Here is a 24674-nt window from a genome sequence, read left to right on the forward strand (position 1 = left end):
ATTGTGCCAACGCGTCCTTGTCTCAATGATAACTCAGCATTCAAATTTATGAAAATCCAGCGATTAATTATCGCTGCCGAACAAAACCTGATGCAATTTTGCTGCGGTGGCGTCTACCTGTTCAGCGGCCATCAGCACTGACAACCGGGTCTGCGTTTGATAAACAGCCCAAAGCTCTATATTCAGCGAATCGAACAACTGATGCACACGGGTCACTATATCAGCTTGTGTACCGATGCCGCAGCCAACCACCGACAGTTTAGCAAGATTTGCCTGACTACGGAGCGTCGCCCCCTGACAAATTTTCAGCAATTCCCGAGCCTCCTCAGCAACTTGCTGCCAATCAGTATTCGCCAGCGCCCATTCTGCCTGTTGTACGGAGTCCGTGTCAGTCCGGACCATGTCAACGTCAATGTTCCTGCTACTCAACAATTCCAGCATGGAGGACGTCAGCTCAGGACTGGCCTGCTCCAGATGGATGCGGGTCAGGCCATGCTGACAGGCAATGCCAGACAGCAGCGGCTGCTGCGGGGCTTCACCATACACCATCAGCGTGCCGGCATCCGGCCTGAAGGTAGACAGCACCCGAAGTAACACCTGAAAACGGCCGGCATATTCCACCGAGCGCGAATGCAGCACTTTAGCGCCAACACTGGCCAGTTCCAGCATATCGCTGTATGGGATATAGGCTAAGCGCTGTGCCGCCGGACAAATGCGTGGGTCTATCGTATAAACACCATCAACATCGGTATAAATCTGACACTCATCGGCCTGCAATGCAGCAGCAAGCGCTACAGCAGAGGTATCAGAGCCACCGCGGCCCAGTGTGGTCAGGTTGCCTTCAAAGTCGCGGCCCTGAAAACCGGCCACGACCACGATATGGCCCTGCTCCAGCTCCTGTTGCAGCCGGTGGGTTTCAACCTCTTCAATCCGGGCGCGGCCAAATTTGTTATCGGTGCGAATACAAACCTGGTCGGCCAGCAATGACACCGCCGGATAACCGCGTTTAATCAGCGCGATAGCCAGCAACGCCACTGAGACTTGCTCGCCGGCTGCCGCCAGCACATCAAGCTCACGCGGTGCTGCTTTGGCATCAATCTGTTGCGCCAGGCCCAACAGCCGGTTGGTATCCCCCGCCATTGCAGAAACCACAGCCACGACTTTGTGCCCAGCCTGTACTGTGCGGATAATCAGCTCCGCCACCGCTTCAATACGTTCGGTGGTGCCGACTGAGGTACCACCGAACTTCTGGACCAGTAATGCCACCTGTTACAGCTTCGCTGCCAGATAATCAGTGGCAGCTGCCAATACTTTGCCAAGGCCTGCAACGTCAGTACCACCGGCTTGTGCCAGATCTGGCTTGCCGCCACCTTTGCCGCCCAGCTGTTCTGCCGCCCAGCCGACCAACTGACCCGCATTGACTTTATCGGTCAGGTCTTTGGTCACGCCCGCGATCAGGCTGACTTTCCCCTCACTGCCTGTGCCCAGCAGAATGACGCCAGAGCCGATGTTGTTTTTCAGCTCGTCAACCATAGTGCGGAAACCTTTTGGATCGACGCCGGCAAGCTCAGCAATCAGCACTTTAGTGCCATTGATAGCCACTGCTTTTTCCAGCAATGAGGCACCAGCTGCACTGGCCATTTTCGCTTTTAATTGCTCCAGCTCTTTTTCCAGCTGTTTGCTGCGGTCTAAAGTCTGCACGACACGTTCGCCAATCGACAGCACGTCGCCTTTCAGCAACGCTGCGACTTGCTGCGCTTGTTGCTCTAACTTATGCAGATATGCCAGCGCACCAGCACCTGTCACTGCTTCAATCCGACGCACACCGGCGGCGATACCGCTTTCGACAACAATCTTAAACAGTCCAATATCACCGGTGCGGGCGACGTGAGTACCACCGCAGAGTTCAATCGAGAAGTCGCCCATCGACAACACGCGCACGTCGTCGTCATATTTTTCGCCAAACAACGCCATAGCGCCGGCGGCTTTGGCGGCATCCAGCTGCATCAGCCGGGTGACAACTTCATGGTTGGCCTGGATTTGTGCGTTGACCAGCTGTTCGATGGTACGCACTTCATCGGCTTTAACCGCTTCAAAATGGGCGAAGTCAAAACGTAAACGGTCCGGGCCTACTTGCGAGCCTTTTTGTACCACGTGCGCACCTAACACCTGCTGCAAGGCAGCATGTAATAAGTGTGTCGCTGAGTGGTTTTTCCGAATGGCGCTGCGCCGTTCGTTGTCAATCTGCGCATCGACACGCTCACCGACGGTTAAAGTACCGGTGATAGTGCCGCGATGCGCGAAGGCTTTACCGATTTTGACCGTATCCGCGACTGTGAACACTGCACCAGAAGCTAATGTTAAAGTACCGGTATCGCCCATCTGGCCGCCGGATTCAGCATAAAATGGCGTTTGGTCGAGGATCACCAGTGCCTGCTGACCATCGATAATAGTGTCGACTTTGTCGCCATCACGGACGATTTCCAGCACCACAGCATTACCGTGCTGCTCGGTATAACCAGTGAAATCAGTCACTTGTTCAGAAGTTACCGTTTGATTGTAATCTTGGCCAAAGCTTGAAGCAGCCTGTGCGCGTTTACGCTGCGCTTCCATCGCCGCTTCAAAACCGGCCTGATCAACGGTATAACCTTGTTCACGCGCCACGTCGCTGGTCAAATCGACCGGGAAGCCATAAGTGTCGTACAGCTTAAAGACCACTTCACCCGGAATTTCTTTGCTGTCACCCAGTGCCGCCAAAGCGTCTTTGAGCAGTAACAGACCGCGTTCCAGCGTCTTGCCAAACTGTTCTTCTTCCATCCGCAGCACTTTTTCGATAATGGCTTGTTTTTCAATCAGCTCTGGATAGGCTTCGCCCATCTGCACGGCAAGTTCTGCCACTAATTTGCTGAAGAACACACCTTTGGCGCCGAGTTGATTCCCGTGGCGCACCGCGCGGCGGATAATGCGGCGCAGCACATAACCGCGGCCTTCGTTTGATGGCATCACACCATCGGCAACCAGGAAAGAACAAGAACGGATATGGTCGGCAATCACGCGCAACGATTTATTGTCCAGATCTGTGGTGCCGGTGACTGCAGCTGCGGCTTTAATCAGGCCCTGGAAAGTGTCGATTTCGTAGTTGCTGTGCACGTGCTGCAAAATCGCCGCAATGCGCTCTAAGCCCATACCGGTGTCGACGCTTGGTTTTGGCAGCGGTTCCATCCGGCCGTCAGCGTGGCGGTTGAACTGCATAAAGACGTTGTTCCAGATCTCGATAAACCGGTCGCCATCTTCTTCCGGTGAGCCCGGTGGGCCGCCCCAGATATGGTCACCGTGGTCGTAGAAAATCTCAGTACAAGGACCACAAGGGCCGGTATCGCCCATGGCCCAGAAATTGTCCGACGCATAAGGCGCGCCTTTGTTGTCGCCGATGCGAATAGCCCGTTCCTTCGGCACGCCGATTTGTTGTGTCCAGATATCAAAAGCTTCGTCGTCGGTGGCGTAGACGGTGATCCACAGCTTTTCTTTTGGTAATTTGACCACTTCGGTCAGAAATTCCCAGGCGTATTTGATCGCATCTTCCTTGAAATAATCACCGAAGCTGAAGTTACCCAGCATTTCAAAGAAAGTGTGGTGACGGGCGGTGTAACCGACGTTTTCAAGGTCGTTGTGTTTACCACCGGCACGCACACAACGCTGCGCAGTTACGGCGCGGCTGTAGCTGCGTTTGTCCTGGCCAAGGAACACGTCTTTAAATTGCACCATGCCGGCGTTAGTGAACAGCAGCGTCGGGTCGTTGCCCGGGATTAACGAGCTGCTGGAGACAATTTGGTGGCCTTTACTGGCAAAAAAGTCCAGAAAAGCACGGCGCAGTTGCGCAGAGGTCATGTACATAATTGCTGTCCTAACTATCTGAATGTTGTAATGCGTAACGGATCTGCTCTGAACTGAAGCCCCGGCGCTGCAAAAACGCCATCCGTTTTAATTTTTCTTTGTCTGAACCGGCCGGCAGCTCACCGAATTTCTTCTGTGCACAGCTGCGTGCCAGTTCAAACCAATCGGGTTCGGCGTCATCCAACGCCTGTTGTAATAGGTCATTGCCAAGCCGGTGTTGTCGGCTCAGCTGGCGTAATACCGCCAGCCCCTGGCCTTTGCTGATGCAATAGCGCAATAACATCTCAGCAAAACGCTGGTCAGACTGATATTGTTCCTGCTGACAACGCGTTAATGTTGCCTGCGCCAGCTCAGCGGTCACGCCGCGTTGCTGCAGTTTTTCCAGCAGCTCATGACTGCTGTGGTCGCGCCGGCTCAACAAGCCGATGGCGAGTTGCCAGGCTTGCTGCGGTGTCAGTACTTCAGCGTCAGACTTCAAACACTGCCGCCTCATCCGGCCGCGCCGGCGTCAGCACAAAAAACTCGCGGAACGACAGGAAAAAACTAATCGCCAGCCAAGGCAGTACCAAAATTAGTGAAATCATCATGGTAAAAGGGCCAGTGCAAACCAGCAGCACCGACAAAACGCCATAGACCGTCAGCGCCGGTACGTTGCGCCAGCACGCCATAAAACTGGCCTGCAGCACCGGCCATAAGCGTTGCTCGCGCAGAAAATAAATCACCGGCACCGCATAAGCAAATAACATTGCATTGATAGCCGCGAGGGCGACCAGCGCAAACAAGGCCAGCAAATCCGCCTGACCGGCTTGCCACAGGGGCAGCTGCTGCTGGATTAATAACTGACTGGGAATTGAAAACAGGATATTGAGCGCGGCCAGCCGGATAAAAGCAGCGCGATGCTGGCTGTCTTTTAATGGTTGCCACAAAGTGGACAGCGTCAGCGGCTTTTGTTGTTGGGCCCGGACTATGCCGTCGTAAAAACCGGCCATTAAAAATGGGTTCAGCAGGGTCGAAACCACCGCCAACAGCGGATGCACCATGCCCAGCAATGAGACTGACAACATCAGCCAGAACATCAGCAGTAACTGCAGTTGGGCGCGCATCAGCAACCAGCCTTGTTTCAACCATTCTAACGCCGCTTTCGCCGGCGCCCGGCGGATCACCAGTTGTAATTTCATTGCTTCATCTCCTGCCATGCCGGACTTTGATCCCCTGGCAGTGCTGTGCGTAACCAGGCCAGATAAGCTCCGGCCTGTAAATCCTGTTCAGTTGGGGCAAATGGCGCAAAATAGCGCGGCTGTGCCGGGTCAAACGGGCCTTGTTTTACTTCGAGAAACACTGCGCCGCCAGGAGCAGCAACGATGCTGTGCCAGATTCCGGGCGCTAGCTCCAGGCCCGCAAGCGTCGACCCCGCGACTATAGTGCTGCGGGAGATCAGCTGGCCGGCATCGTCAAACTGACAAAAATCAATACTGCCGGCTAACACCACAAACAATTCCCACTGATGGGCCTCAACATGACGATGCGGCGGCACATAGCTGTCAGGTTGAATGGCAATGACCACACGCTGCACAGCTTCTGCAAAATCCTGATGCAGATTTTTAAAAGCACGCCGGCGCGGGCTTTGCGCAGCCGCATCCAGCAGTGCGCTAAATAAGGAATGATCTAATAACATGCCAGCAAATTCTAACATTAAGGCCAGTTGAAAAGCGCTCTATCATACTGCAATTGCGCCGGCATCCCATAGCGTAAATCGGCCGGTCTTTACACAAAAAAGGTGCCAATGGCACCTTTTCCCGCAATTTTGACCACAAGCACAGATTAGTCGCGGACTATTTCCATTTCTGCGGTCAGATTGGTGGCTCCATCAACTTTTTCCATCTGCCACAGCAAATAACGGCTGTCGACATGGATAGAGCGGTTAAGCGCCGGATCATAAGCGTAATTGCCGATAATGCCCTCAATCACACCGTCAAACAGCAGGCCGACCAATTCGGCTTTGCCGTTCAGCGTTGGTGAACCTGAATTACCGCCTGTGGTATCCACAGTACTTAAGAAGTTTACCGGTACTGTTTTCAGCTCAGGATGGGCATAAGCGCTGAAGTCACCCGAAGCAATCGCAGCAAGCTGTGGCGCCGGTGCGTTAAACGGGCTTTGGCCCGTGTGTTTTTCGCTGATGCCTTTGAGAGAAGTGAATGGCTGATAAGCCACACCATCACGCGGCTCATAACCTTTGACTTCACCAAAAGTCACCCGCAAGGTGCCGTTGGCATCGGCATAGACTGGTTTTTGACTGGCTTTGTTAAAGGCGATGACTGCTTCCATCACTTTTGGCCGCGCCACCGCCAGTTTACCGGCCTGGTTCTTCTGTTCATTTTCCAGCGCTAAATCAGTTTCAGCCATCGCCACCGCAAACTGAATGGCCGGATCTGTACTGGCTTTCAGTTCGTCAGGTGTTTTGCCAACCAACGCCAGCCGCTCGATTTCATCGCCAAGCAGCGAAGTCTGGTAAATTTGCGTCAGTTTGGTGCGTACTGCGGCCTCGTCAAAAGCCTCGGCAATCCCAAAATACTGGTCAAACGCCGCCAGTCGCTGCGGTTTTGGCAACGCGGCATAATGTTTCAGGAAATGGAACGCAATTTCTAAATCGATGGCACCATCAAAACTGCGCGACATCCGTTTCAGACCGGCTTTGAAGCGGTCCAAATCGCGTTGCTGATAACCGGTCTCGCGCTCTTCATCCGGTTTTTGTTGTTCCAGCGCCAGCCGGTACAGTTTACGGCCGGTACTGAACAACTGGGCATAACCAAAATAATTCAGCACCAAATCGCGTTGCTGCGTTGCAGTCTCCGCTTCGAGCAATTGCTGCAGGCTCAGCAGCGCCGGTTTGTATTTGGCTTTACGCGCAGGATCGGCATCAATCCAGCGATTGAGCACAGCTTCAAATTCGTCTTTTTGTTGCTGGGTAGCGCCTTTTTGATAGGTCTGGATCATGCCATCATAGTTCTTCGCGTAATTGGCAAGCCCGGCCAAAATCGACTCGTACTTGATGCGGGCCTCAGAACCTTCAGCGGCATGTTGTTTAATTAATGCAATAGCTTCTTCACGATACTGTTTTGCCGCAGGCAGCACTGTGGTGAACTGGTTTTTCACTTCAAACGCCGTGTTATAACGGTTGGTGCGGCCCGGATAACCCAGCACCATGACAAAATCACCGGCCTGCACGCCTTTGGCAGAAACTTTTAATGAACTTGGTGGTACAAAAGGCACGTTTTCTAGATTGTAGTCTGCCGGTTTGCCGTCTTTGCCGACATAAGCGCGATAAAACGAATAATCACCGGTATGACGCGGCCACATCCAGTTGTCGATATCGCCGCCAAAACGGCCGACACCATCAGCCGGTGCATAGACCAGTCGCACATCGCGGATTTCGAGCTGTTTAATCAGATAATATTCCAGGCCACCATGGAAGCTGTACACCTCACAGCGATAGCCCGGCGCGGTTTCACATTCCGCCACCAGCTCTTTACGCAGCTGGTCAATTTTGTCGAAACGGTCTTTGCCCTGCAGTTGCGGGGTTAATTCCTGCTTGATTTGCTGCGTGACATTACTGACGGCTTCCGTCACCAGAATTTTACTGCCGGGTGCTGCCGGTAACTCTTCAGTCTGAGTTTTGGCCAAAAAGCCACGTTCGATGCGGTTATTTTGCGCTGTGCTGTTGTACTGAATACTGCTGTAGGCGCAATGATGGTTGGTCAGCGCCAGACCCTGTTTTGATACAAAAGACGCGGTACAGCCACCAAGGCTAATCACCGCGTTCATCGGAAAAGCGGTTAATTCGGCGATTGCTTTGGCGTCAATCTGCAGGCCTTTAGCTTTTAAAACGCTTTCCAGTTCCGGCAACTGATGCGGTTGCCACATGCCTTCTTCTGCGTTTGCTGCCAGAGCCAATCCGACAGACAACACAAGCACAGTTTTTTTCATCGGTAATTTTCCTTGCTGACGCTGACTCGCAGGCAACGCGGTCAGTCTCCATGAGTGGGCAGTGATGGTCAGCATTGTGCGATAAATCCGCCGCGAAAATACAGTCCCTGTCGCAGAAAATCGTCAGACCTTGAAAAAAAGCCGCCGGAACCCCAAATCCTGCAGCTGTAACTATCCGCAAGCAGAGCGAAATGTATGGAAAAACACCTGGAAACCCTGATGTATGCCAGCCGCTGGCTGATGGCCCCTATTTATCTCGGCCTCAGTCTGGTGCTGATCGCACTTGGCATTAAATTTTTTCAGGAAATTTTTCACCTGCTGCCCAATATTCTGCAGACCAAAGAAGCGGACCTGATTTTAGTCGTGTTATCGATGATTGATATCGCGCTGGTTGGCGGGCTGATTGTGATGGTGATGTTTTCAGGCTACGAAAATTTTGTTTCCAGACTGGACATAGATGAGTCCGCCGAAAAACTGAACTGGTTGGGGAAAGTTGATTCCGGCTCACTGAAAAACAAAGTGGCTGCCTCTATTGTGGCCATTTCTTCTATCCATCTGCTAAAAGTTTTTATGGATACACCCAACATCGCTAACGACAAAATTAAGTGGTACTTGTTGATCCATATCACTTTTGTCCTGTCTGCTTTTGTGATGGGTTATCTGGACAAGCTGACCAAAGAAAAAGTCTGAAATTGACCCGGACCAAGGGCTGGGTTAATTTATCAGGTCTGCGCTCCATCAGGAGCCGCGTTCAGACCACGAGGTTTTGCTGTGCAGGGATTTGCGTCAGTTTTTTTATCGTTCACCAGGTTGCTGACAGCTTGTCTGCTGCTGCTCAGCACGCTGGCGCCGGCTATGGAAGCCGGTCTACCCCTGTTAAAGAACTTTAAACCTAAAGACTATAATGCCGGCACCCAGAACTGGGCTTTGCTGCAAGATTCCGACGGTCTGATTTACGCCGGCAATAATGTCGGCGTGCTCGAATTCGACGGTGTGCACTGGCGTACGCTGGCGACTACCAACCAGTCCGTGGTGCGCTCGCTGGCGCTTGGCACTGATGGCCGCATCTATGTTGGCGCCAAAGGCGATTTAGGCTACATCAATAAAAGCCAGCCACAGGGCGCGCAGTTTGTGTCCTGGCGCGAACGCATTCCGGCCGCGTACCGTAACTTTCAGGATATCCGTCAGACCTTTGTTACCGACCAGGGCGTGTTATTTGTCGCCCGCTCTTACCTGTTTTTAATCAACGATCAGGAAGTCCGCAGCTGGACCAGCGAGTCGGCTTTTATGAAGGCGTTTCAGCTCAACGACCGCATTCTGATCAAGGAACAGGACACTGGCCTGCTGGAACTGAGCAACGGCCGGCTGGAACCTTTGCCCGCCGCCCAGCCGCTGGCTGACAAAGCGGTGTTTATTGCCGAGCAATGGGATGAAAATCAGGTGCTGATTGGCACCCGCGACGCTGGTTTTTTTCTGCTGGGTCCGCTTGGCATGACCTCCTTCACGCTGCCCGCCAGCACCGAACTGAATGAAGCGATGATTTATACCAGTCAGCGCCTGCGCAACGGCCTGCTGGCCGTCGGTACTGTTCGCAACGGCATTTACCTGTTAGACGACAAAGGCAATATCCACAGCCATATCAATAAGTTTTCCGGCATGCTTGATGACAATGTCCGCGCCTTGATGGAAGACAGGCAACAGGGTCTGTGGGTAGCGATGGACCATGGCCTGGCCCGGGTGGAAGCGTCGTCTGCGATTTCGATGTTTAATCATGTGATGGGCCTCAAAGGCAATGTGCTGTCGTTACACCGCTATGCCGGCCAGCTGTTTGCCGGCACAAGTCAGGGTTTATTCCGGCTGCAGGCGGACGGCATCAAAGCGGCGCACTTTACCGCCATCGACAGCTTTACCAATCAGACCTGGGATTTCGCCGATTTTGACGACTCGATGCTGATCGCCAACAACAAAGGCGTATTTCAGTATAAAAATGGCAATGTCAGCCAGATTTACAGCGCCCCGCTACCAGCCAAAGTGTTGCTGGTGTCACGTCGTCAACCGAATCTGGTTTGGGTCGGTCTGCAAAACGGCCTGACCCGCCTGCAGTTTGACGGTCAGCAATGGCGTGAATTGGGCTCTGTTGCCGGCATTGAAGGCAATCTCAACAGTCTGGTCGAAGAAAATGACGGCACCTTATGGATCGGCAGCCTGGCACACGGCATTTACCGCCTGCAAAATGGTGATCCGGCATTAATTGACAAATTTACTGAAACAGCCGGATTGCCCAGCCTGAATCGCAATTCGGTGCATCGCTGGTCCGGTGGTTTGTTGTTCGCGACAGTCGCAGGTTTGTATCAATTTAACCAAAGCACGCAGAGTTTTCAGCTCCATCCCGTGTTTCGTGATTTGTTCCCCGAGCAGCCCTGGGTCCGTTCACCAACGCAAGACAGTGCCGGCCGCATCTGGATGATCAACTGGGACAACCAGACCGGCGAACGTCAGGCCGGGGCTGCGGAAAAACTGGCGGCAGACCAACCTTATCATTGGTCGGCCGCGCCATTGTTTCCACTGGCCGACACGCCACTGGACGTGATTCTGGCAGAAGATGCCGCGGTCACCTGGTTTGGTGGCGCTGAAGGGATCTTCCGGTTTGATGCCAACCGCATCAGCAAAGCGCAGGTCGCTCACCCCCCTTTGATCCGTCGAGTGGTCAGTCGCGACAACCAGACGCATTTTGCCGGCGGCCATTTGTCCAAACTACAGCTTGGCGCCGACCAGAATTCTTTGCGAATAGAATACACAGTACCGCGTTACGGCCATCTGGACACTAACCTGTTTCAGGTACAGTTGGTTGGCAACGATACCGCCTGGTCAGATTGGCATAACGAAACCTATCGTGACTATACCAATCTGGCGCCCGGCAGTTATCAGTTTAAATTGCGCTACAAAAATGCCTTTGGCGAAGTCAGTGAAGCCACACCACTACACCTGCAAATAGCAGCGCCCTGGTATCAAAGCTGGTGGGCCTATCTGGTGTATGCGCTGCTGTCGCTGTTATTGTTGAAAAGCCTGATTGGCTGGCGTGTGCGCCCCGTGTTACAGGAAAACAGCAAACTGGAAGACTTAGTCCGCCAGCGTACTCAGCATCTGGAAGATACGATGCTGATGCTGGAAGGCGCCAAGCAAAAAGCCGAAGCTGCAGCTGTTGCCAAAAGCGAATTTCTCGCCAATATGAGCCATGAGATCCGCACACCGATGAATGCGATTATCGGTTTCGCCCAGCTCGCACAGAACAGTGAGTCCTTCGCCGACCAACAGCTTTATTTAAGTAAGATCACCGCATCCAGCAAAATTTTATTAAGCATTATCAATGACATTCTCGATTTCTCCAAAGTCGAGGCCGGCAAGCTGGAGTTGGAACAAGTGCGCTTCCGGCTGCAGGATATGCTGCAGCAAATCCGCGATTTGTTTATAGAACAAGCGCGGCAAAAGCGGCTGGAACTGCAGTTCAGTGTCGATCCACAAGTGCCGGCCTGGTTGATTGGTGATCCGCTGCGGCTCAGTCAGGTGCTGATTAACCTGCTCAGCAATGCGGTCAAATTTACCGGTCAGGGGAAAGTGGTGCTGCGCGTTGATTTAGCATTGCAGGTCAAAGCGCCGGAAACCCCGGCCGAAGTCTGGTTGCATTTTGCCGTGCAGGATACCGGTATTGGCCTGAGCCCGGAGCAATGCAGCAATCTGTTTCAGGCATTTAGCCAGGCTGACAGCTCAACCAGCCGCAAATATGGTGGCACCGGGCTTGGCCTGAGTATCGCACAGCGTCTGGTACAACTGATGGGCGGCCGCATTGATGTGCAAAGCCAGGCCGGCATCGGCAGTACTTTCAGCTTTAACATCCGCAGTTACCGGGCAGAATCCGGTGCTGAGGGTAAAGCTGCACCGCGCTCAGACCTGAGCACTCCGCCAGCGAATCTGCCACCAGAGTCAGGACTAGCCCAGGCATTCCCCACTGAACCCGCCTCTGGCGCAGCCAACCGTATTTTGCTGGTCGAAGATAACAGCTACAACCAGACACTGGCACGGATCATCCTGCAACATGCCGGTTTTGCTGTCGACGTTGCCGACCACGGTGAACAGGCTTTGTCACAACTGAAACTACAACAGTATGCGCTGGTGCTGATGGACGTGCATATGCCGACGATGGATGGCTACACCGCGACTAAATTACTACGCCAGCAGCCGGTTTACGCCAAATTGCCAGTGATTGCGCTGACAGCGCACGCCACAGAAGAGTTTCGCCGCGAGTGCCTGGAAGCTGGCATGAATGATTTTATCGCCAAGCCATTTGATGCCAGAACATTACTGAGCAAAGTGCAGGAATGGGTCTGAACTTCGGGGAACAACACAGTTGGCATACCGCTAGCGGTATGCGGCCAGGATCTGCTCGATTTTTCCTTGTTGGGTAAGCTTTGTGATGGTTTGATTCAGCAGCGCAATAGTCTGCTCGGCCAGTAGGGGCGAATACATACAACGGATTTGATTCCGTTCGATCTCCACCACATGCAAGTCCTGTTTTTGCGCAAGCAGATAACCGAATTCAAACTCAGACACCACCACCGCATTCAAATGGCGTTTCTGCAGATGCCGCAAGCTTTCCGCCGGCGAATAACTGTCGACCCGTTGCAACTGACCTTTGGCAAATAACTCAGTTAAAGTTGGATAGACATATCCAAACGTGGTGCCGACTTTGCCCGTGACGCGCTGCTTAAAATCGGCAAAATCGCGATAAGGCTGGTTAGATATATACAGATCGCGATGGACAAACAACGGCGGGCTCCAGCGCAGATCTGGTTCGGTGAACCAATCCGGTGTGCCATTGCAATACAAATCCAGCTGCCCGCGCAGCAGCATGTCTGTCACCCTTTTGCGTGGAATAGCTTCAATTTGCAACGGGCGCTGCATCGCGACACTAATCTGCTGATAAATATCAAATAAAATGCCGCCATTGGGCACCTGCTGCGCGTCAGTCAACACAAATGGTGGAGCGTCGGCGATATGCGGTACCCGTAACGGTGCTTCAATGGCCAGCACAGTGCAAGGCCACAACAACCATTGCGCCCGGATAAAGCCGTTTATGATTTGTTTCAACAGCAGTCGCCCTCTGGCTACCCTTCTGCCTGATAGCATAGCTGTGATCAGCTGCATACGCAGTTCCGTCCCTGCGCTTTGGCCTGATAGAGCAGCTGGTCAGCACGGCTCAGCAATTTTTCGTAACTTCCAACTGCGTCTTGTTGTGCCACACCAAAACTGGCTGTAACCCGCAAACCGGGCACCTCCGCGGACAAATCCAACGCTGTGATAGCCAGACGGATGCGTTCGCTGATCTCAACCGCCTGGGGCAGCGCTGTTTGTGGCAGCAATAATGCGAATTCTTCGCCGCCCCAGCGCGCAATCCGGTCAATTTCACGCACTTCCTCGCGCAGCAGTGCAGCAAGACGCTGCAGCACCAGATCACCCGCTTGATGCGACCAGTTGTCATTGATGGTTTTGAAATGATCGATATCCAGCATGACCAGACACAGTGGTTGCCCAAGCCGCTGCGCTCGGCTGAATTCGAACGCCAGTTGTTCATCAAAAGCCCGCCGGTTGGCAAGACCAGTTAAACCATCCTCCCTCGCCTGCGCAGCAAAAGCGGCCGCTTGTTGCTGTAGTTGCTCCGCCAGCTGGGTTTTCTCCGCTACCGCTTGCCGCAAACTTTGCGCTTGTGCCAGTAATTCCGTGGTTTTGCCGGCAACCTGCAGTTTTAGTTTCAGTTCCGACTGACTAAGCCGGTACAGCCGCCAGCGCACAAAGCCGAACAACGCAAACAAAACCACAACACCGGCAACCAGCTGAACCCAGCCTTTTTGCCAGAAAAGCGGCAGCACTCTGAATTCAATCCGGGCCACATCGTTGTTCCAGTCACTCTCCGGATAAGCGGCACTGACCACAAGCCGGTAATCGCCCGGTGGCAGATTGGTATATTCGGCGTGATTGGCGGTCCCCCGCGCCACCCAATCCGACTCCACGCCCTGCAACTGGGTACGGTATAAAATCCGCGATGGCATCACATAACTAAGCCCGGCAAATTCAAAGCGAACCCGAAAGGTACCCGCTGGCAACTCCGGACGCTGCAGCGACACTTCCCGGCCGTCAGCACTAATTTGCTGCACGACCACCGGCGGCGGTTTCAAACTGAATTGCGCCAGCCGGTCCGGGTCGACGCTGGCCACGCCCATCGATGTAGCAAACCATAAAGTGCCGTCACGACGCACCGTGGCCGCAGGCACCGAGCCGCCATTACACTGGGCGCTCAGCATGCCGTCGGCTTCGCCAAACATATCAGAGCCGGATAGCCGTTTTAGCTTGCCGTCTGCCACAGCATGGGCGTCCTGTTGACTGATCCGCACAATACCTCTATTGCTGCTCAACCAGAAATCACCTTTGTTATCTGCGAGCAAAGCAAAGATTTTTTCCACTGGCACTCCTGCACTGCGGCCAACCAGTCTCAAGATATTGCGGGTAAAATCATAACGAATGAGACCTCGGTCCGTCGCCAACCAGATATACGGGCTGTCTTTGTCATGATGAAAACCAAACACATATTCAGCCTGTTCCTGACTGACCAGACTCAGCGGGCGCAGATGACCATCAGTCCAAACCGCGGCCCCGGCCCCGGTGCCAATCCAAAGCTGCCCCTTTTGCTGATGGTCTGCGGCCTGATAATGCAGTGCCGAAACAAAATTTGCAGGCAGCCCTTCTGCGACGGTGAATAACCTGAGCTGCTGCTGATGCAGTAGATTCAGGCCGGCCGTGGTGCCAATAAAGACCTGATCAGCAACAACTGCAATAGCCCGGACTTCATTTGCGGCTAAGCCATTGCCACGATGATAATGCGCTACGACTTGCCCCTGATGTAGCTGGTAGACGCCATCGCCATAAGTCCCAACCCAGACATCGCCTTGCTCCCCTTCTGCCAGACTCAGTACCGATACACTTTCACTCAGGCGGATTTTGCTGACCTGACCAGCCGACCAACGGTCAAGACCACCGGCACTGCCAATCCAGACACTGCCATCAGAATGTTCCAGTACTGTACGGACATAATTGTCGGCGAGGCCCTGCTGCAGCGTCAGATTGGTAAAAGGCGTTTCACGCAGGCGGTATAAACCAGCATTGGTACCGACCCAGATACTTTGCTCACTGTCCTGAAAAATACTCAGTACCCTGTTATTCGGCAGCCCATCTTGCACACTCAGCTGCTCGATACCCAAGGAACTAAACCGCTGCAGACCTTGATTCAAGGTGCCAATCCAGATCTGATCCTCTGCATCAACATACAATGCCGTCACGGCAACATTACTCAGCCCTGGGGCTACTAAGCCGAATGTCTGGCCGTCAAAGCGAAACAAGCCCTGCTCTGAACCAACCAGCAGCCGGCCTTGTTGATCAAGGGCCAGCGCGAATACATTTACATCTGGTTTGGCGGGCAATAATGCCACTTGCTCAAAACGGATCTCGGGCGCAGCAGGGTCGACGCGATACAGGCCTTGCTGCGTTGCAATCCACATCATTCCCTGCCGGTCTTGCTGTAACTGATAGGCCACCCGCACCGGCAAACCCGCTTCAATGCCAAAACGCTGATATTGCCCATCTGCACGCTGACGCGCCACGCCACCACCTTCGATGGCAAACCAGAGCTGGCCTTGCTGGTCGCGGACCAGATCATTGATGAGCTGCCCGAGCGGTGGCAAGCTTTGCCAGCGGCCGGTACCCACCCGGCTAATACCGCCGCGTGCACCGGCGACTAATAAACTACCGTCCTGTTCACGGAATAATGTCCGCACGCCGGCATCCGGTAATCCTGTGAAAGCATCGCGGCCAAATACGGTAAAGTCCCTACCGTCATATCGTGCCGCCCCTTCCCAGGTGGCGAGCCACAAATAGCCATCACCGCTTTGCTGGATATTGTTGATGGTGTTATGTGGCAAGCCGTCGCGCGTGGTCCAGCTTTCGCGGAAATAATCATGCAGCGGCGTGACAGCCAACGCTGGCCATGCCAGCAGTAAACTCAGGCTGCACCACAGGATGATTTTAATCCACAGCATGTCCATCTCCGGCTGATCTCAGTCAGCTAATTCCCAGCACAAATGTTTTAATTGCAGATAATCGTTAATGCCATAACGGGAGCCTTCGCGGCCAAATCCGGCGGTACCGACACCACCAAATGGAATGCGGGCGTCCGAAATAGCTGTGACGTTAATCCCGACCATGCCGGCTTTCAGCGCGTTAGCCACCCGGTAATTGCGTTTTTCATCGGCGCCAAACAGGTATGCCGCCAGGCCACCGTCTGTCTGGTTGGCCAGCTGCAGCGCCGTCTGCTCATCCGCAAAGGTCTGTAGCGTCAACACTGGTCCAAAGATCTCCTGCTGACAAATCGTCATGCCCATGTGTACGTCAGAGAGTAGCTGCGGCGCGACAAAATGCCCGATATCAGGCACAAGCGTTTGCCCGCATACCAGCCGAGCGCCAGCAGCCAAGGCATCGGTAACGAGCTGCTTTACTTTGTCGACGGCGCGTTGGTTAATCAGTGGGCCAATTTGGGTATCCGCCGCAGTGCCAACACCAAGGCGAAGTGCCATGACTGCAGCCGCGAGCTTTTGCTCCAGAACCTTAGCGATGCGGGAATCGACCAGCACCCGGTTGATACAGACGCAGGTCTGGCCGGCATTGCGAAACTTCGCCGCCATAATACCGGCAACAGCCGCATCCAGATCAGCGTCGGCAAATACCAGCACCGGCGCATTGCCGCCAAGTTCCAGCGACAGGCGCTTCAGCGTCGCGGCACTTTGTTGCATCAGCAGACGTCCGACTGCGGTGGAACCGGTAAAACTGACCTTGGCCACTTGCGGCGAAGCAATGAGGTGAGCTGCAACCGGATCTGGCGTGGCACAAGGCAGTACCTGGATCACCCCGGCCGGAAAACCAGCCTGCTGTGCCAGTTCTGCCAGCGCCAGTGCTGTCAGTGGCGTGTATTCGGACGGCTTGACAATCACCGGGCAACCGGCAGCCAGCGCAGCGCCTAATTTGCGGGTGATCATCGCCGCCGGGAAATTCCACGGCGTCAGCACCAGCACGACGCCCACAGGTTCCGGAATATTCAGCAGCGTGCGCCCGGCGACACTCGGATGCTGCCAGTCGCCTGCCAGGCGCAGCGCTTCACCGGCGTACCAGTTGATATAAGAAGCGGCATAGTCAATTTCCGCCCGCGCTTCGGCAAGGGGTTTGCCTTGCTCTGCAGTCAGTAATTGCGCCAGCCATTCACGCTGCTCCAGCAAAAGCGCATGCCACTTCATCAGTAAGCTTGCCCGCTCGGTTGCGGTACTACGCCGCCACAGCGGTAGGGCTGCAACTGCTGCGTCCAGTGCCTGCTCAGCGTCAGCGATAGTGGCGCTGCCCACCTGTGCTAACGGCTGGCCCGTTGCCGGATCTGTCACTGTGAAGCTGCTGTCGGCTGACTGCCACCGGCCGGCGATCAACAGCGAACAGGGTGGTAAGCGCAGTGCGGACTGAACGGGATGCATCAGAAACTCCTGTTATACGACAGCGCGAATCATAACTCTAACCGGCTGGCAAATATAGAAAAAACGCCGAAAAAACCAACGCTGACCACCAGATCTCATCGTTTTCCCCCTGGCGGTTCCAAACGCTGAGGAGGCCAAATCGCAAGCGAAAAAAAACCAGCCACAGCTGGTTTTTTCTGACAAAGCCTTGAATTAATCTGGCTTTTTCGACACACCGACCATCGCCGGGCGCAACAGACGGCCATTTAGTTCGTAGCCTTTTTGCATCACAAACATCACGGTGTTTGGCGCCAGTTCGGCATTTGGCTGGATCGACATCGCCTGATGGAAATCCGGGTTAAACGGCTGACCCTGCGGATCGATTTGCTGCACACCGTATTTAGCCACTGTGTCCAGCAGACCTTTTAACGTCAGCTCGACACCTTCAGCTAAAGCTTTGACTGCTTCGTTAGCCGGGTCGATGAAACCTAAAGAACGTTCCAGGTTGTCCAGCGCCGGTAATAAATCACCGGCAAATTTTTCCAGCGCAAATTTATGCGCTTTCTCCACGTCCTGCGCAGCACGACGTTTCATATTCTCGGCTTCTGCCCGCACCCGCAGCGCTAAATCAGTCTGCTCGGCGGCTGTCGCACGGGCTTTTTCCAGCTCAGCTTCGAGCTTAGCAATAATCTGTTGTTCATCAGACAGTTGCACTTGCTCTTGCTCAACCTGCTGTTCCTGTTCTGCGCTTTGTACCTTGTCTTGCTCGTTCATTGCTTACTTACTCCGAAATGAATGCGGCTATTATGGGGATTGTCACGGCTGATTCAAGTGCTTTGATAGCTGTAAACCAACCGCTTCGACCAACGGGATGAGATGGGCATAATGCATCCGGCTGGGTCCAAGCAGCGCCAGCACCCGGTGCGGCTGCGCCTGATATCGCAATGCGATGATACTGACGTTGTGTAATTCACTGAGGCCAGACTCGCGGCCCAAAATCAGTTTGGTGCACTGGTCCTGCAGCACTGGCGATAACATTTGCAGCAAACAAGCTGGCTGCTCCAGCAACTGCACCACTTGTTGCAACGCAGCGTCGGGCTGATATTCAGCTTCCTGCAGTAAATGGTGCTGACCGTAAACCAGCGGCTGGTTTTGTTGCATTTCATCAAGGCTGAGCTGCGCCATCACATCCAGCAGAAGCGGCTCGACATCGCCCCCCTCGGCGCGGGCCATAATAGCCAGTCGCCCTATCGCATCCGGCCAGCACTGGCCGCATAAGGCAGCATTGAGCACACAAAGACTGCGGCTTAAGGTTTGTTGCGTGATATCTGACTGTTGTGCCAGCACCCGGTGCAGCACATCACCTTCGGCGTCAATCACCACCAGCAAGAGCTTATCCATCGCCAGGCGCACCAGTTCGGCTTGCCGAATCACCCTTCCCCCGGCCTTCGGCGGGCTTAACAGGCTGACCAGACCGGTTAAGTTGGCCAGCAACTGCCCGGCGCGCTGGATCAGCACAGAAGGTGGCAACTGCGGCAACAAAGTCTGCTGAATTTCATTGAGCCAGCGCTGTGGCACTGGTTCAAGTTGTAGCATTTTGTCGATAAACAGCCGGATACCCTGTGTGGTCGGAATACGACCAGCCGAGGTGTGCGGTGAGCGGATCAGCCCCATCTGCTCCAACTGCACCATGGTATTGCGTACAGTCGCAGAGCTAACCTGTAACCCGCCCTGCTCAGAAATAAATTTCGACGAAACCGGGGCACCATCACTCAGGTACTGCTCAACAATGAGTTTCAGAATCAGCTCGGGCCGGCTTAGCATCAGGGTATTTGCTCATGCAATTAAAAGACCTGTCTATAGTGGGGATATCAGCGGAAAAATCAATGACCCGAACAGTAATACCGCGGCAATAGGGCTAAGGAAAGGCTGGCAGCTGAAGAACATGCTTTGTATACTCGGCGCAAATACTCTAAGCGGAACGCGCTGCATGACCCCCAGTTTTCGCACCATTGGCCTTATCGGCAAACCCAATCATCAGGGCGCAAATCACACGCTGGTTAGCCTGTACCATTTTCTCAGTAAATATGATGTACGGGTCCTGGTTGAAGAACGGGTTGCTGCAACCTTAGGGCTGCCGGACGCAGAAGCGGCTGATTTGGTGGATTTGGGCAAACAATGTGATCTGGCCATTGTGGTCGGTGGCGACGGTAATATGCTGGGCGCTGCGCGGGTGCTGGCTCGCTTTGGCGTGGCGGTGCTTGGTGTCAACCGCGGCAATCTCGGTTTTTTAACTGACCTATCGCCGGAGAGTTTTCAGGTGCCTTTGGCCGAAGTGCTGGCCGGCCAGTTTGTCACGGAAAAACGTAATCTGCTCGAAATCGAGGTGCACCGTAACGATACGATTAAAAGCAGCAACAGCGCGGTCAACGAAGCGGTGCTACATGCCGACAAAGTCGCGCATATGATTGAATTTGAAGCCTATATCAACAACGAGTTTGTGTTCAGTCAACGCAGCGACGGCCTGATTGTCAGCACCCCCACCGGCTCTACGGCTTATTCATTGTCCGGCGGCGGACCGATTTTAACGCCGGAGCTGGACGCGATGAGCCTGGTGCCGATGTTTCCGCACACGCTCAGCAGCCGACCGCTGGTCGTCGCCGGCACTAGTGAAATTAGGTTGAAAGTGGCGCCGAGTAACGACGCTCACCTGCAAATCAGCTGCGACAGCCATGTGATCCTTGCGGTGATGCCGGGTGACCAAATTGTGATCCGCAAACATCCAAAACCACTGATCCTGGTGCATCCACCGGGCTACAGTTATTTCCATGTGTTGCGTAATAAGCTGGGCTGGGGATCTAAGCTCTATTAATCAACATGTTATAAATTATTTCGCTACACAGCTTGTCAGTCAGAAAAACACTGTATAAATTAACAGTCATTATTCACTATGACTGGAACTGACATGCTGACCCATCTTCACATCAGTAACTTCGCGATAGTGCGCGCGCTGGAAATCGAATGGCAAGCCGGGATGACCACCATCACCGGCGAAACCGGCGCCGGTAAATCGATCTCACTCGATGCTTTAGCACTGTGCCTCGGTGAACGCGCGGACGGCATGGCTGTACGACCTGGCGCTGATAAAGCCGATTTAGTCGCTACCTTTGATATCAGCAGCTTACCTTCTGCGCAACAATGGTTGCAGGAACAAGACCTTGCGATGGGGCAAGAATGTATAGTCCGGCGGGTCATTGGTCAGGAAGGTCGCTCGCGGGGTTATATCAACGGCGTACAGGTGCCGGCACAGCAACTCAAAGCGCTCGGGCAGCATCTGCTCAGCATTCATGGTCAGCATGCCCATCAGCAACTACTGAAAAATGATTATCAGCGCCAGTTACTGGACGCCTTTGCCGCACATCCGGATTTACTGGCTGCCTGCAAACAACAATGGAAACAGGCCCAGCAGTTAAAAGCCGAATATCAGGCATTGCAGCAAAACCAGCAGCAACGCGAAGCGCAGCGGCAATTGCTGGAGTATCAGGTGGCTGAGCTTGATCAATTCGCGCCACAGCCAGACGAATTCGTTGCTTTAGAAGCAGAACATCAGCGACTCAGCCACAGTTCTGGCCTGATCCAGAGCAGCCAGCTGGCATTGCAGTTGCTGTACGACAATGATGAATCGAACAGCTATGCCATGCTGCGTCAGGCGAGCTTTGAAGTCAGCCACAGCGCTGCCATCGACAGTCAGCTGTGCCCGGTTGAACAAATGCTGCAGGAAGCACTGGTGCAGATTGAAGAAGCCAGCCGCGAACTGCGTCGATATGCCGAGCGGGTTGAAGTGGATCCTGAACGTTTAATGGAGATTGACCAGCGGCTGAGCCAATGGCTGAATCTGAGCCGCAAACACCAAATCGCGCCGGATACCTTGCCACTGCATCATCAGCTGCTCAGCCAGCAATTACAGGAACTGGCCGGTGACGACGAGCGGCTGGTTGAACTGGAACTGCATATTCAGCAAGCACTTCGTGAATTCAGCAGCAGTGCTGAGCAGTTAAGCAAAAGCCGGCAACAGGCAGCGCTCGAGCTCTCCGCCCGTATCGCCGGCAGTATGGCTGACTTAAGTATGCACAATGCCCGCTTCCATATAGACGTACAGCCACAGGCGCCGGAGCGGGCTAACGGCTACGGCTGGGATCAGATTGAATTTCTGGTCAGCACCAACCCGGGCCAGCCGTTACAACCCTTAGACAAAGTTGCATCGGGCGGTGAATTGTCGCGCATCAGTCTGGCCGTACAGGTCATTCTGGCAGACAAAGTCACCACGCCAACGCTGATTTTCGATGAAGTGGACGTCGGTATCAGCGGGCCTGTCGCCGCAGGTGTCGGACGCATGTTGCGTCAGCTTGGCAGCAGTACCCAGCTCATTTGTGTCACCCACTTACCGCAAGTGGCGAGCCAAGGCCATCAGCAGCTCTTTGTTGAGAAGTACACCGACGGTATCCATACCGAAACTCGTATGCGGGCACTCACCGATGATGAACGGGTACAGGAGATCGCCAGACTGCTGGCCGGTGAAAACGTCAGCGCGCATGCAATTGCCAACGCCCGCGAACTTTTATGCACGCCATAAGTCAGAACAGCGCTGCAGCAAAAGGCTGCAGCTTCTGACAAGTTCTGCAGCGCAGCACTTTAATCTTGGCCGGCGCTTGCGGTATGATGCCGGTCACTTTGCTAACTAAAGCTGATAATGAAGAGAATTATGCGCGAGTTGACGTTAAAAAAAGCCGGAGCCTGGCTGTTCGCCTCTGGCCTGATGCTGTCCTTGACAGCTTGCAGCAGCTGGATTTACCGGATCGACGTACCACAAGGTAACTTTCTGGAGCAAAAAGATATCGACAAGCTGCGCATCCAGATGAGCAAAGAACAAGTGCAGTACGTACTTGGCAACCCTGTGGCGGAGAACAGCTTCGAAGACAATACCTGGCATTATTTTTACGCGCTGCAAGGCGGCCGCGGTGACAATTTCAAAAAGCAGCTGGTGCTGAATTTCCAAAACGGCAAGCTGGCGAAAATGAGCGGCGATTTTGACGTGCCAAAAGAATTTAATGTACCGCTTGACCAATAACATTGCCGGCGACCGGTGCTGTTAAAACAACAAACCCGCTGAAACAGCGGGTTTGTTGTTTTTGTGGGTCAGACTTATTGACTAGCCCTGTCAGTGCGAAGCCTCTGTATCGGCGTCGTCGTGATCGCGGCTTTGATGCTGCTGCGGCCGGCCGCCAGTGACTTTATCGGCACGCCCTTCTTCTTTGGCTTTATCGGCGCGACGTTTACGCATATCTTTCGGGTCAGCAATCAGAGGCCGGTAAATCTCAATCCGGTCGCCGGCAGTCAAGCTGTCTTCCAACCGCACGGTGCGACTCCAGATCCCAACTTTGTTCTGCGTCAGGTCAATTTCCGGATACATCCGTAAAATCCCTGAACTTTCAATCGCCTGACGCACTGTGGCATCCACTGGCACACTGACACTGAGCAGCGTCTGGCGCTGTGGCAGCGCAAAAGCCACTTCAATCAAAATCACATCAGCCATGAGACACTCCATAAACCTGCTTGGCTCTGTTGGTGAATGCCTGCACCATCACGCCAGTCAGCTCGTTGAAAATCTTACCAAATGCGAATTCGATGAGCTTGCTGGAGAACTCAAACTCCAGTTCCAGCACCACTTTGCAGGCCTGATCGTTCAGCGGGACAAAACGCCAGCCGCCACGCAGAAATTTAAAAGGCCCATCAACCAGTTCCATACCAATGCGCTGAAACGGCTCTAAAGTATTGCGGGTGGTGAAACTTTGGGTGATACCGGCTTTACTGATATCCAGCCGCGCCGTTTGCTGCTGTTCAGTAGCGCTCAGCACCACCGCATGGCTGCAACCCGGTAAAAATTGCGGATATGACGGAACATCATTAACCAGTTGATACATCTGTTGGCAGCTGTAAAAAACCAGCGCGCTGCGCTCAATTTGTGGCATACTCACTCCCCTGGATCAGGTCGGCGATTGTAACAGATCCTGCCCCTGTCACAAGTTTTCACGGCAGCAACACAGGCTGTGTTGTTTAGGCCCGCAAGTCTTCTCTGAGTTAGCATGACTAAGAAAAAAAACCAAAATGAGGGCGGCACTATCGCCCTGAACCGCAAAGCCCGCCACGAATACTCGCTCGAAGACCGCTTCGAAGGTGGTATGGCGCTGCAAGGCTGGGAAATCAAAAGTATTCGCCAGGGTAAAGCCAATATCGCCGATTCCTACGTCATCATCAAAGACGGCGAAGCTTATTTATTTGGTGCCATCATTCAGCCGCTGAACAGCGCGTCCAGTCATGTGGTTTGTGACCCGGAGCGTTCACGCAAGCTGCTGTTGAATAAACGCGAAATCAACAAATTGATTGGCGCCAAAGAACGTGACGGCTACACCATGGTCGCGACAGCCATGTACTGGAAAGGCCCCTGGGTAAAACTAGAGTTCTATCTGGCCAAAGGTAAACGCGAATTCGACAAGCGCGACGACATTAAAGACCGCGACTGGTCACGCGAAAAAGAACGGATGATGAAGCATTCCAAGCGGTGATTTAATCTGCCAGCGCTTGAAACTGGCGAATTGATCACCACTTAGATGTTAAGCAGCACAGAAAGGCAGCAAAGCACTAAAGCAACGCTTGCCGCAACATGCTGCAGGGCATAGAATGCCCTGGTTACTGAAGCGTTCGCTTCACGAAGAATTCGGGGCTGATACTGGATTCGACGGGATTCACGAACTCCTAAGTGCATGCCGAGGGGCGGTTGGCCTCGTAAAAAGCCGCAAAAAAGTAGTCGCAAACGACGAAACATACGCAATCGCTGCCTAATAAGCAGTAGATGCTCTCCCCCCCGCGCATGCCTGTAAGCCGGGATTTTGGGAGATCACCCCTAACAGGATCGCATGGCGGCTTTGTCCGGAGCCAAGATGCTAAAACCAATCGGACTCGCCCAACGATAGCCTGCCATTCGGCGCTCCTAGGGTTAACCAAATGAATGGATAAGCATGTAGTACTGAAGACGTAGGTTTTTCGGACGGGGGTTCAAATCCCCCCAGCTCCACCAACAAGCCGAGAGGCAATAAAAACCCTAAGGATCAACACCTTAGGGTTTTTCTTTTTTGGGTT

General features: G+C 53.7%; 19 protein-coding genes and 1 other RNA gene. 7 read left to right on the top strand and 13 right to left on the bottom strand.

The features are described from left to right. Nucleotides 1-63 precede the first annotated feature (63 nt). The 6 genes from Q399_RS0110895 to Q399_RS0110920 form a co-directional block, all read right to left on the bottom strand. Entirely contained in the window at nt 64-1266 is a 1203-nt protein-coding gene (locus tag Q399_RS0110895) for an aspartate kinase (RefSeq protein WP_031568393.1), read from the bottom strand. 3 nt (nt 1267-1269) lie between these two features. After that, nucleotides 1270-3888 carry an alanine--tRNA ligase gene (gene alaS, locus Q399_RS0110900; protein WP_422784851.1) on the bottom strand — a complete coding sequence of 873 codons (2619 nt, stop codon included), beginning with the start codon at nt 3886-3888 and terminating at the stop codon, nt 1270-1272. A 16-nt stretch (nt 3889-3904) separates the two neighbouring features. Continuing rightward, nucleotides 3905-4372: a regulatory protein RecX gene (locus tag Q399_RS0110905; protein WP_051686107.1), complete on the bottom strand. Its 468-nt coding sequence runs from the start codon at nt 4370-4372 to the stop codon at nt 3905-3907. Next, nucleotides 4362-5072, bottom strand: a complete 711-nt coding sequence (locus tag Q399_RS0110910; RefSeq protein WP_051685911.1) for a hypothetical protein — start codon at nt 5070-5072, stop codon at nt 4362-4364. The genes Q399_RS0110905 and Q399_RS0110910 overlap by 11 nt, the downstream gene beginning before the upstream one ends. Next, on the bottom strand, nt 5069-5587 hold the full coding sequence (locus Q399_RS0110915) for a WbuC family cupin fold metalloprotein (RefSeq protein WP_031568398.1): 519 nt from the start codon (nt 5585-5587) through the stop codon (nt 5069-5071). Before Q399_RS0110915 ends, Q399_RS0110910 begins: the two co-directional genes overlap by 4 nt. A gap of 128 nt (nt 5588-5715) precedes the next feature. Beyond that, on the bottom strand, nt 5716-7878 hold the full coding sequence (locus tag Q399_RS0110920; RefSeq protein ID WP_031568400.1) for a S46 family peptidase: 2163 nt from the start codon (nt 7876-7878) through the stop codon (nt 5716-5718). Between the two features lie 195 nt (nt 7879-8073). On the opposite strand from Q399_RS0110920, the gene Q399_RS0110925 reads away from it, so the two are divergent. Both Q399_RS0110925 and Q399_RS0110930 read left to right on the top strand, forming a co-directional pair. Continuing rightward, on the top strand, nt 8074-8568 hold the full coding sequence (locus Q399_RS0110925; RefSeq protein WP_031568401.1) for a TIGR00645 family protein: 495 nt from the start codon (nt 8074-8076) through the stop codon (nt 8566-8568). 81 nt (nt 8569-8649) lie between these two features. Beyond that, the gene (locus tag Q399_RS0110930; protein ID WP_031568403.1) at nt 8650-12264 is read left to right on the top strand and encodes a hybrid sensor histidine kinase/response regulator; all 3615 of its coding nucleotides are present in this window, start codon (nt 8650-8652) and stop codon (nt 12262-12264) included. A 30-nt stretch (nt 12265-12294) separates the two neighbouring features. On the opposite strand, the gene Q399_RS0110935 is transcribed toward Q399_RS0110930, so the two are convergent. The 5 genes from Q399_RS0110935 to hrcA all read right to left on the bottom strand — a co-directional run bounded on the left by Q399_RS0110935 (nt 12295) and on the right by hrcA (nt 19301). Then, nucleotides 12295-13023, bottom strand: coding sequence for a substrate-binding periplasmic protein (locus Q399_RS0110935; protein WP_157836282.1), 729 nt, complete (start codon nt 13021-13023; stop codon nt 12295-12297). Between the two features lie 47 nt (nt 13024-13070). Then, on the bottom strand, nt 13071-16022 hold the full coding sequence (locus Q399_RS0110940; protein WP_169739314.1) for a ligand-binding sensor domain-containing diguanylate cyclase: 2952 nt from the start codon (nt 16020-16022) through the stop codon (nt 13071-13073). An 18-nt stretch (nt 16023-16040) separates the two neighbouring features. Continuing rightward, entirely contained in the window at nt 16041-17498 is a 1458-nt protein-coding gene (locus Q399_RS0110945; protein ID WP_051685912.1) for an NAD-dependent succinate-semialdehyde dehydrogenase, read from the bottom strand. Between the two features lie 192 nt (nt 17499-17690). Further along, entirely contained in the window at nt 17691-18251 is a 561-nt protein-coding gene (gene grpE / locus Q399_RS0110950; RefSeq protein WP_031568410.1) for a nucleotide exchange factor GrpE, read from the bottom strand. 42 nt (nt 18252-18293) lie between these two features. Beyond that, a complete protein-coding gene (hrcA, locus tag Q399_RS0110955; RefSeq protein ID WP_031568411.1) occupies nt 18294-19301 on the bottom strand; it encodes a heat-inducible transcriptional repressor HrcA in 1008 nt (335 codons plus the stop codon). Nucleotides 19302-19467: 166 nt separating this feature from the next. Between hrcA and nadK the strand changes: the two genes are divergently transcribed. From nadK to Q399_RS0110975, 3 genes are all read left to right on the top strand, one after another. Continuing rightward, complete coding sequence (nadK, locus tag Q399_RS0110960) at nt 19468-20349, top strand: NAD(+) kinase (protein ID WP_031568412.1); 882 nt, start codon at nt 19468-19470, stop codon at nt 20347-20349. Nucleotides 20350-20442: 93 nt separating this feature from the next. After that, the gene (recN, locus tag Q399_RS0110965) at nt 20443-22110 is read left to right on the top strand and encodes a DNA repair protein RecN (protein WP_031568414.1); all 1668 of its coding nucleotides are present in this window, start codon (nt 20443-20445) and stop codon (nt 22108-22110) included. A 129-nt stretch (nt 22111-22239) separates the two neighbouring features. Continuing rightward, nucleotides 22240-22605, top strand: a complete 366-nt coding sequence (locus Q399_RS0110975; protein WP_051685913.1) for an outer membrane protein assembly factor BamE — start codon at nt 22240-22242, stop codon at nt 22603-22605. A 90-nt stretch (nt 22606-22695) separates the two neighbouring features. On the opposite strand, the gene Q399_RS0110980 is transcribed toward Q399_RS0110975, so the two are convergent. Then, the gene (locus Q399_RS0110980) at nt 22696-23070 is read right to left on the bottom strand and encodes an RnfH family protein (RefSeq protein ID WP_051685914.1); all 375 of its coding nucleotides are present in this window, start codon (nt 23068-23070) and stop codon (nt 22696-22698) included. Further along, on the bottom strand, nt 23063-23506 hold the full coding sequence (locus Q399_RS0110985) for an SRPBCC family protein (protein ID WP_031568420.1): 444 nt from the start codon (nt 23504-23506) through the stop codon (nt 23063-23065). Before Q399_RS0110985 ends, Q399_RS0110980 begins: the two co-directional genes overlap by 8 nt. A gap of 114 nt (nt 23507-23620) precedes the next feature. Here Q399_RS0110985 and smpB point away from each other — a divergent pair, with 114 nt between their 5' ends. Both smpB and ssrA read left to right on the top strand, forming a co-directional pair. Continuing rightward, nucleotides 23621-24100 (top strand): SsrA-binding protein SmpB, encoded by a 480-nt coding sequence (gene smpB, locus Q399_RS0110990; protein WP_031568421.1) that lies wholly within the window; start codon nt 23621-23623, stop codon nt 24098-24100. Nucleotides 24101-24254: 154 nt separating this feature from the next. Beyond that, nucleotides 24255-24612, top strand: a transfer-messenger RNA (tmRNA) gene (ssrA, locus tag Q399_RS21915). The last annotated feature ends 62 nt before the right edge of the window (nt 24613-24674 follow it).

The sequence above is a fragment of the Rheinheimera texasensis DSM 17496 genome (assembly GCF_000711985.1).
Classification (GTDB): Bacteria; Pseudomonadota; Gammaproteobacteria; order Enterobacterales; family Alteromonadaceae; genus Pararheinheimera; species Pararheinheimera texasensis.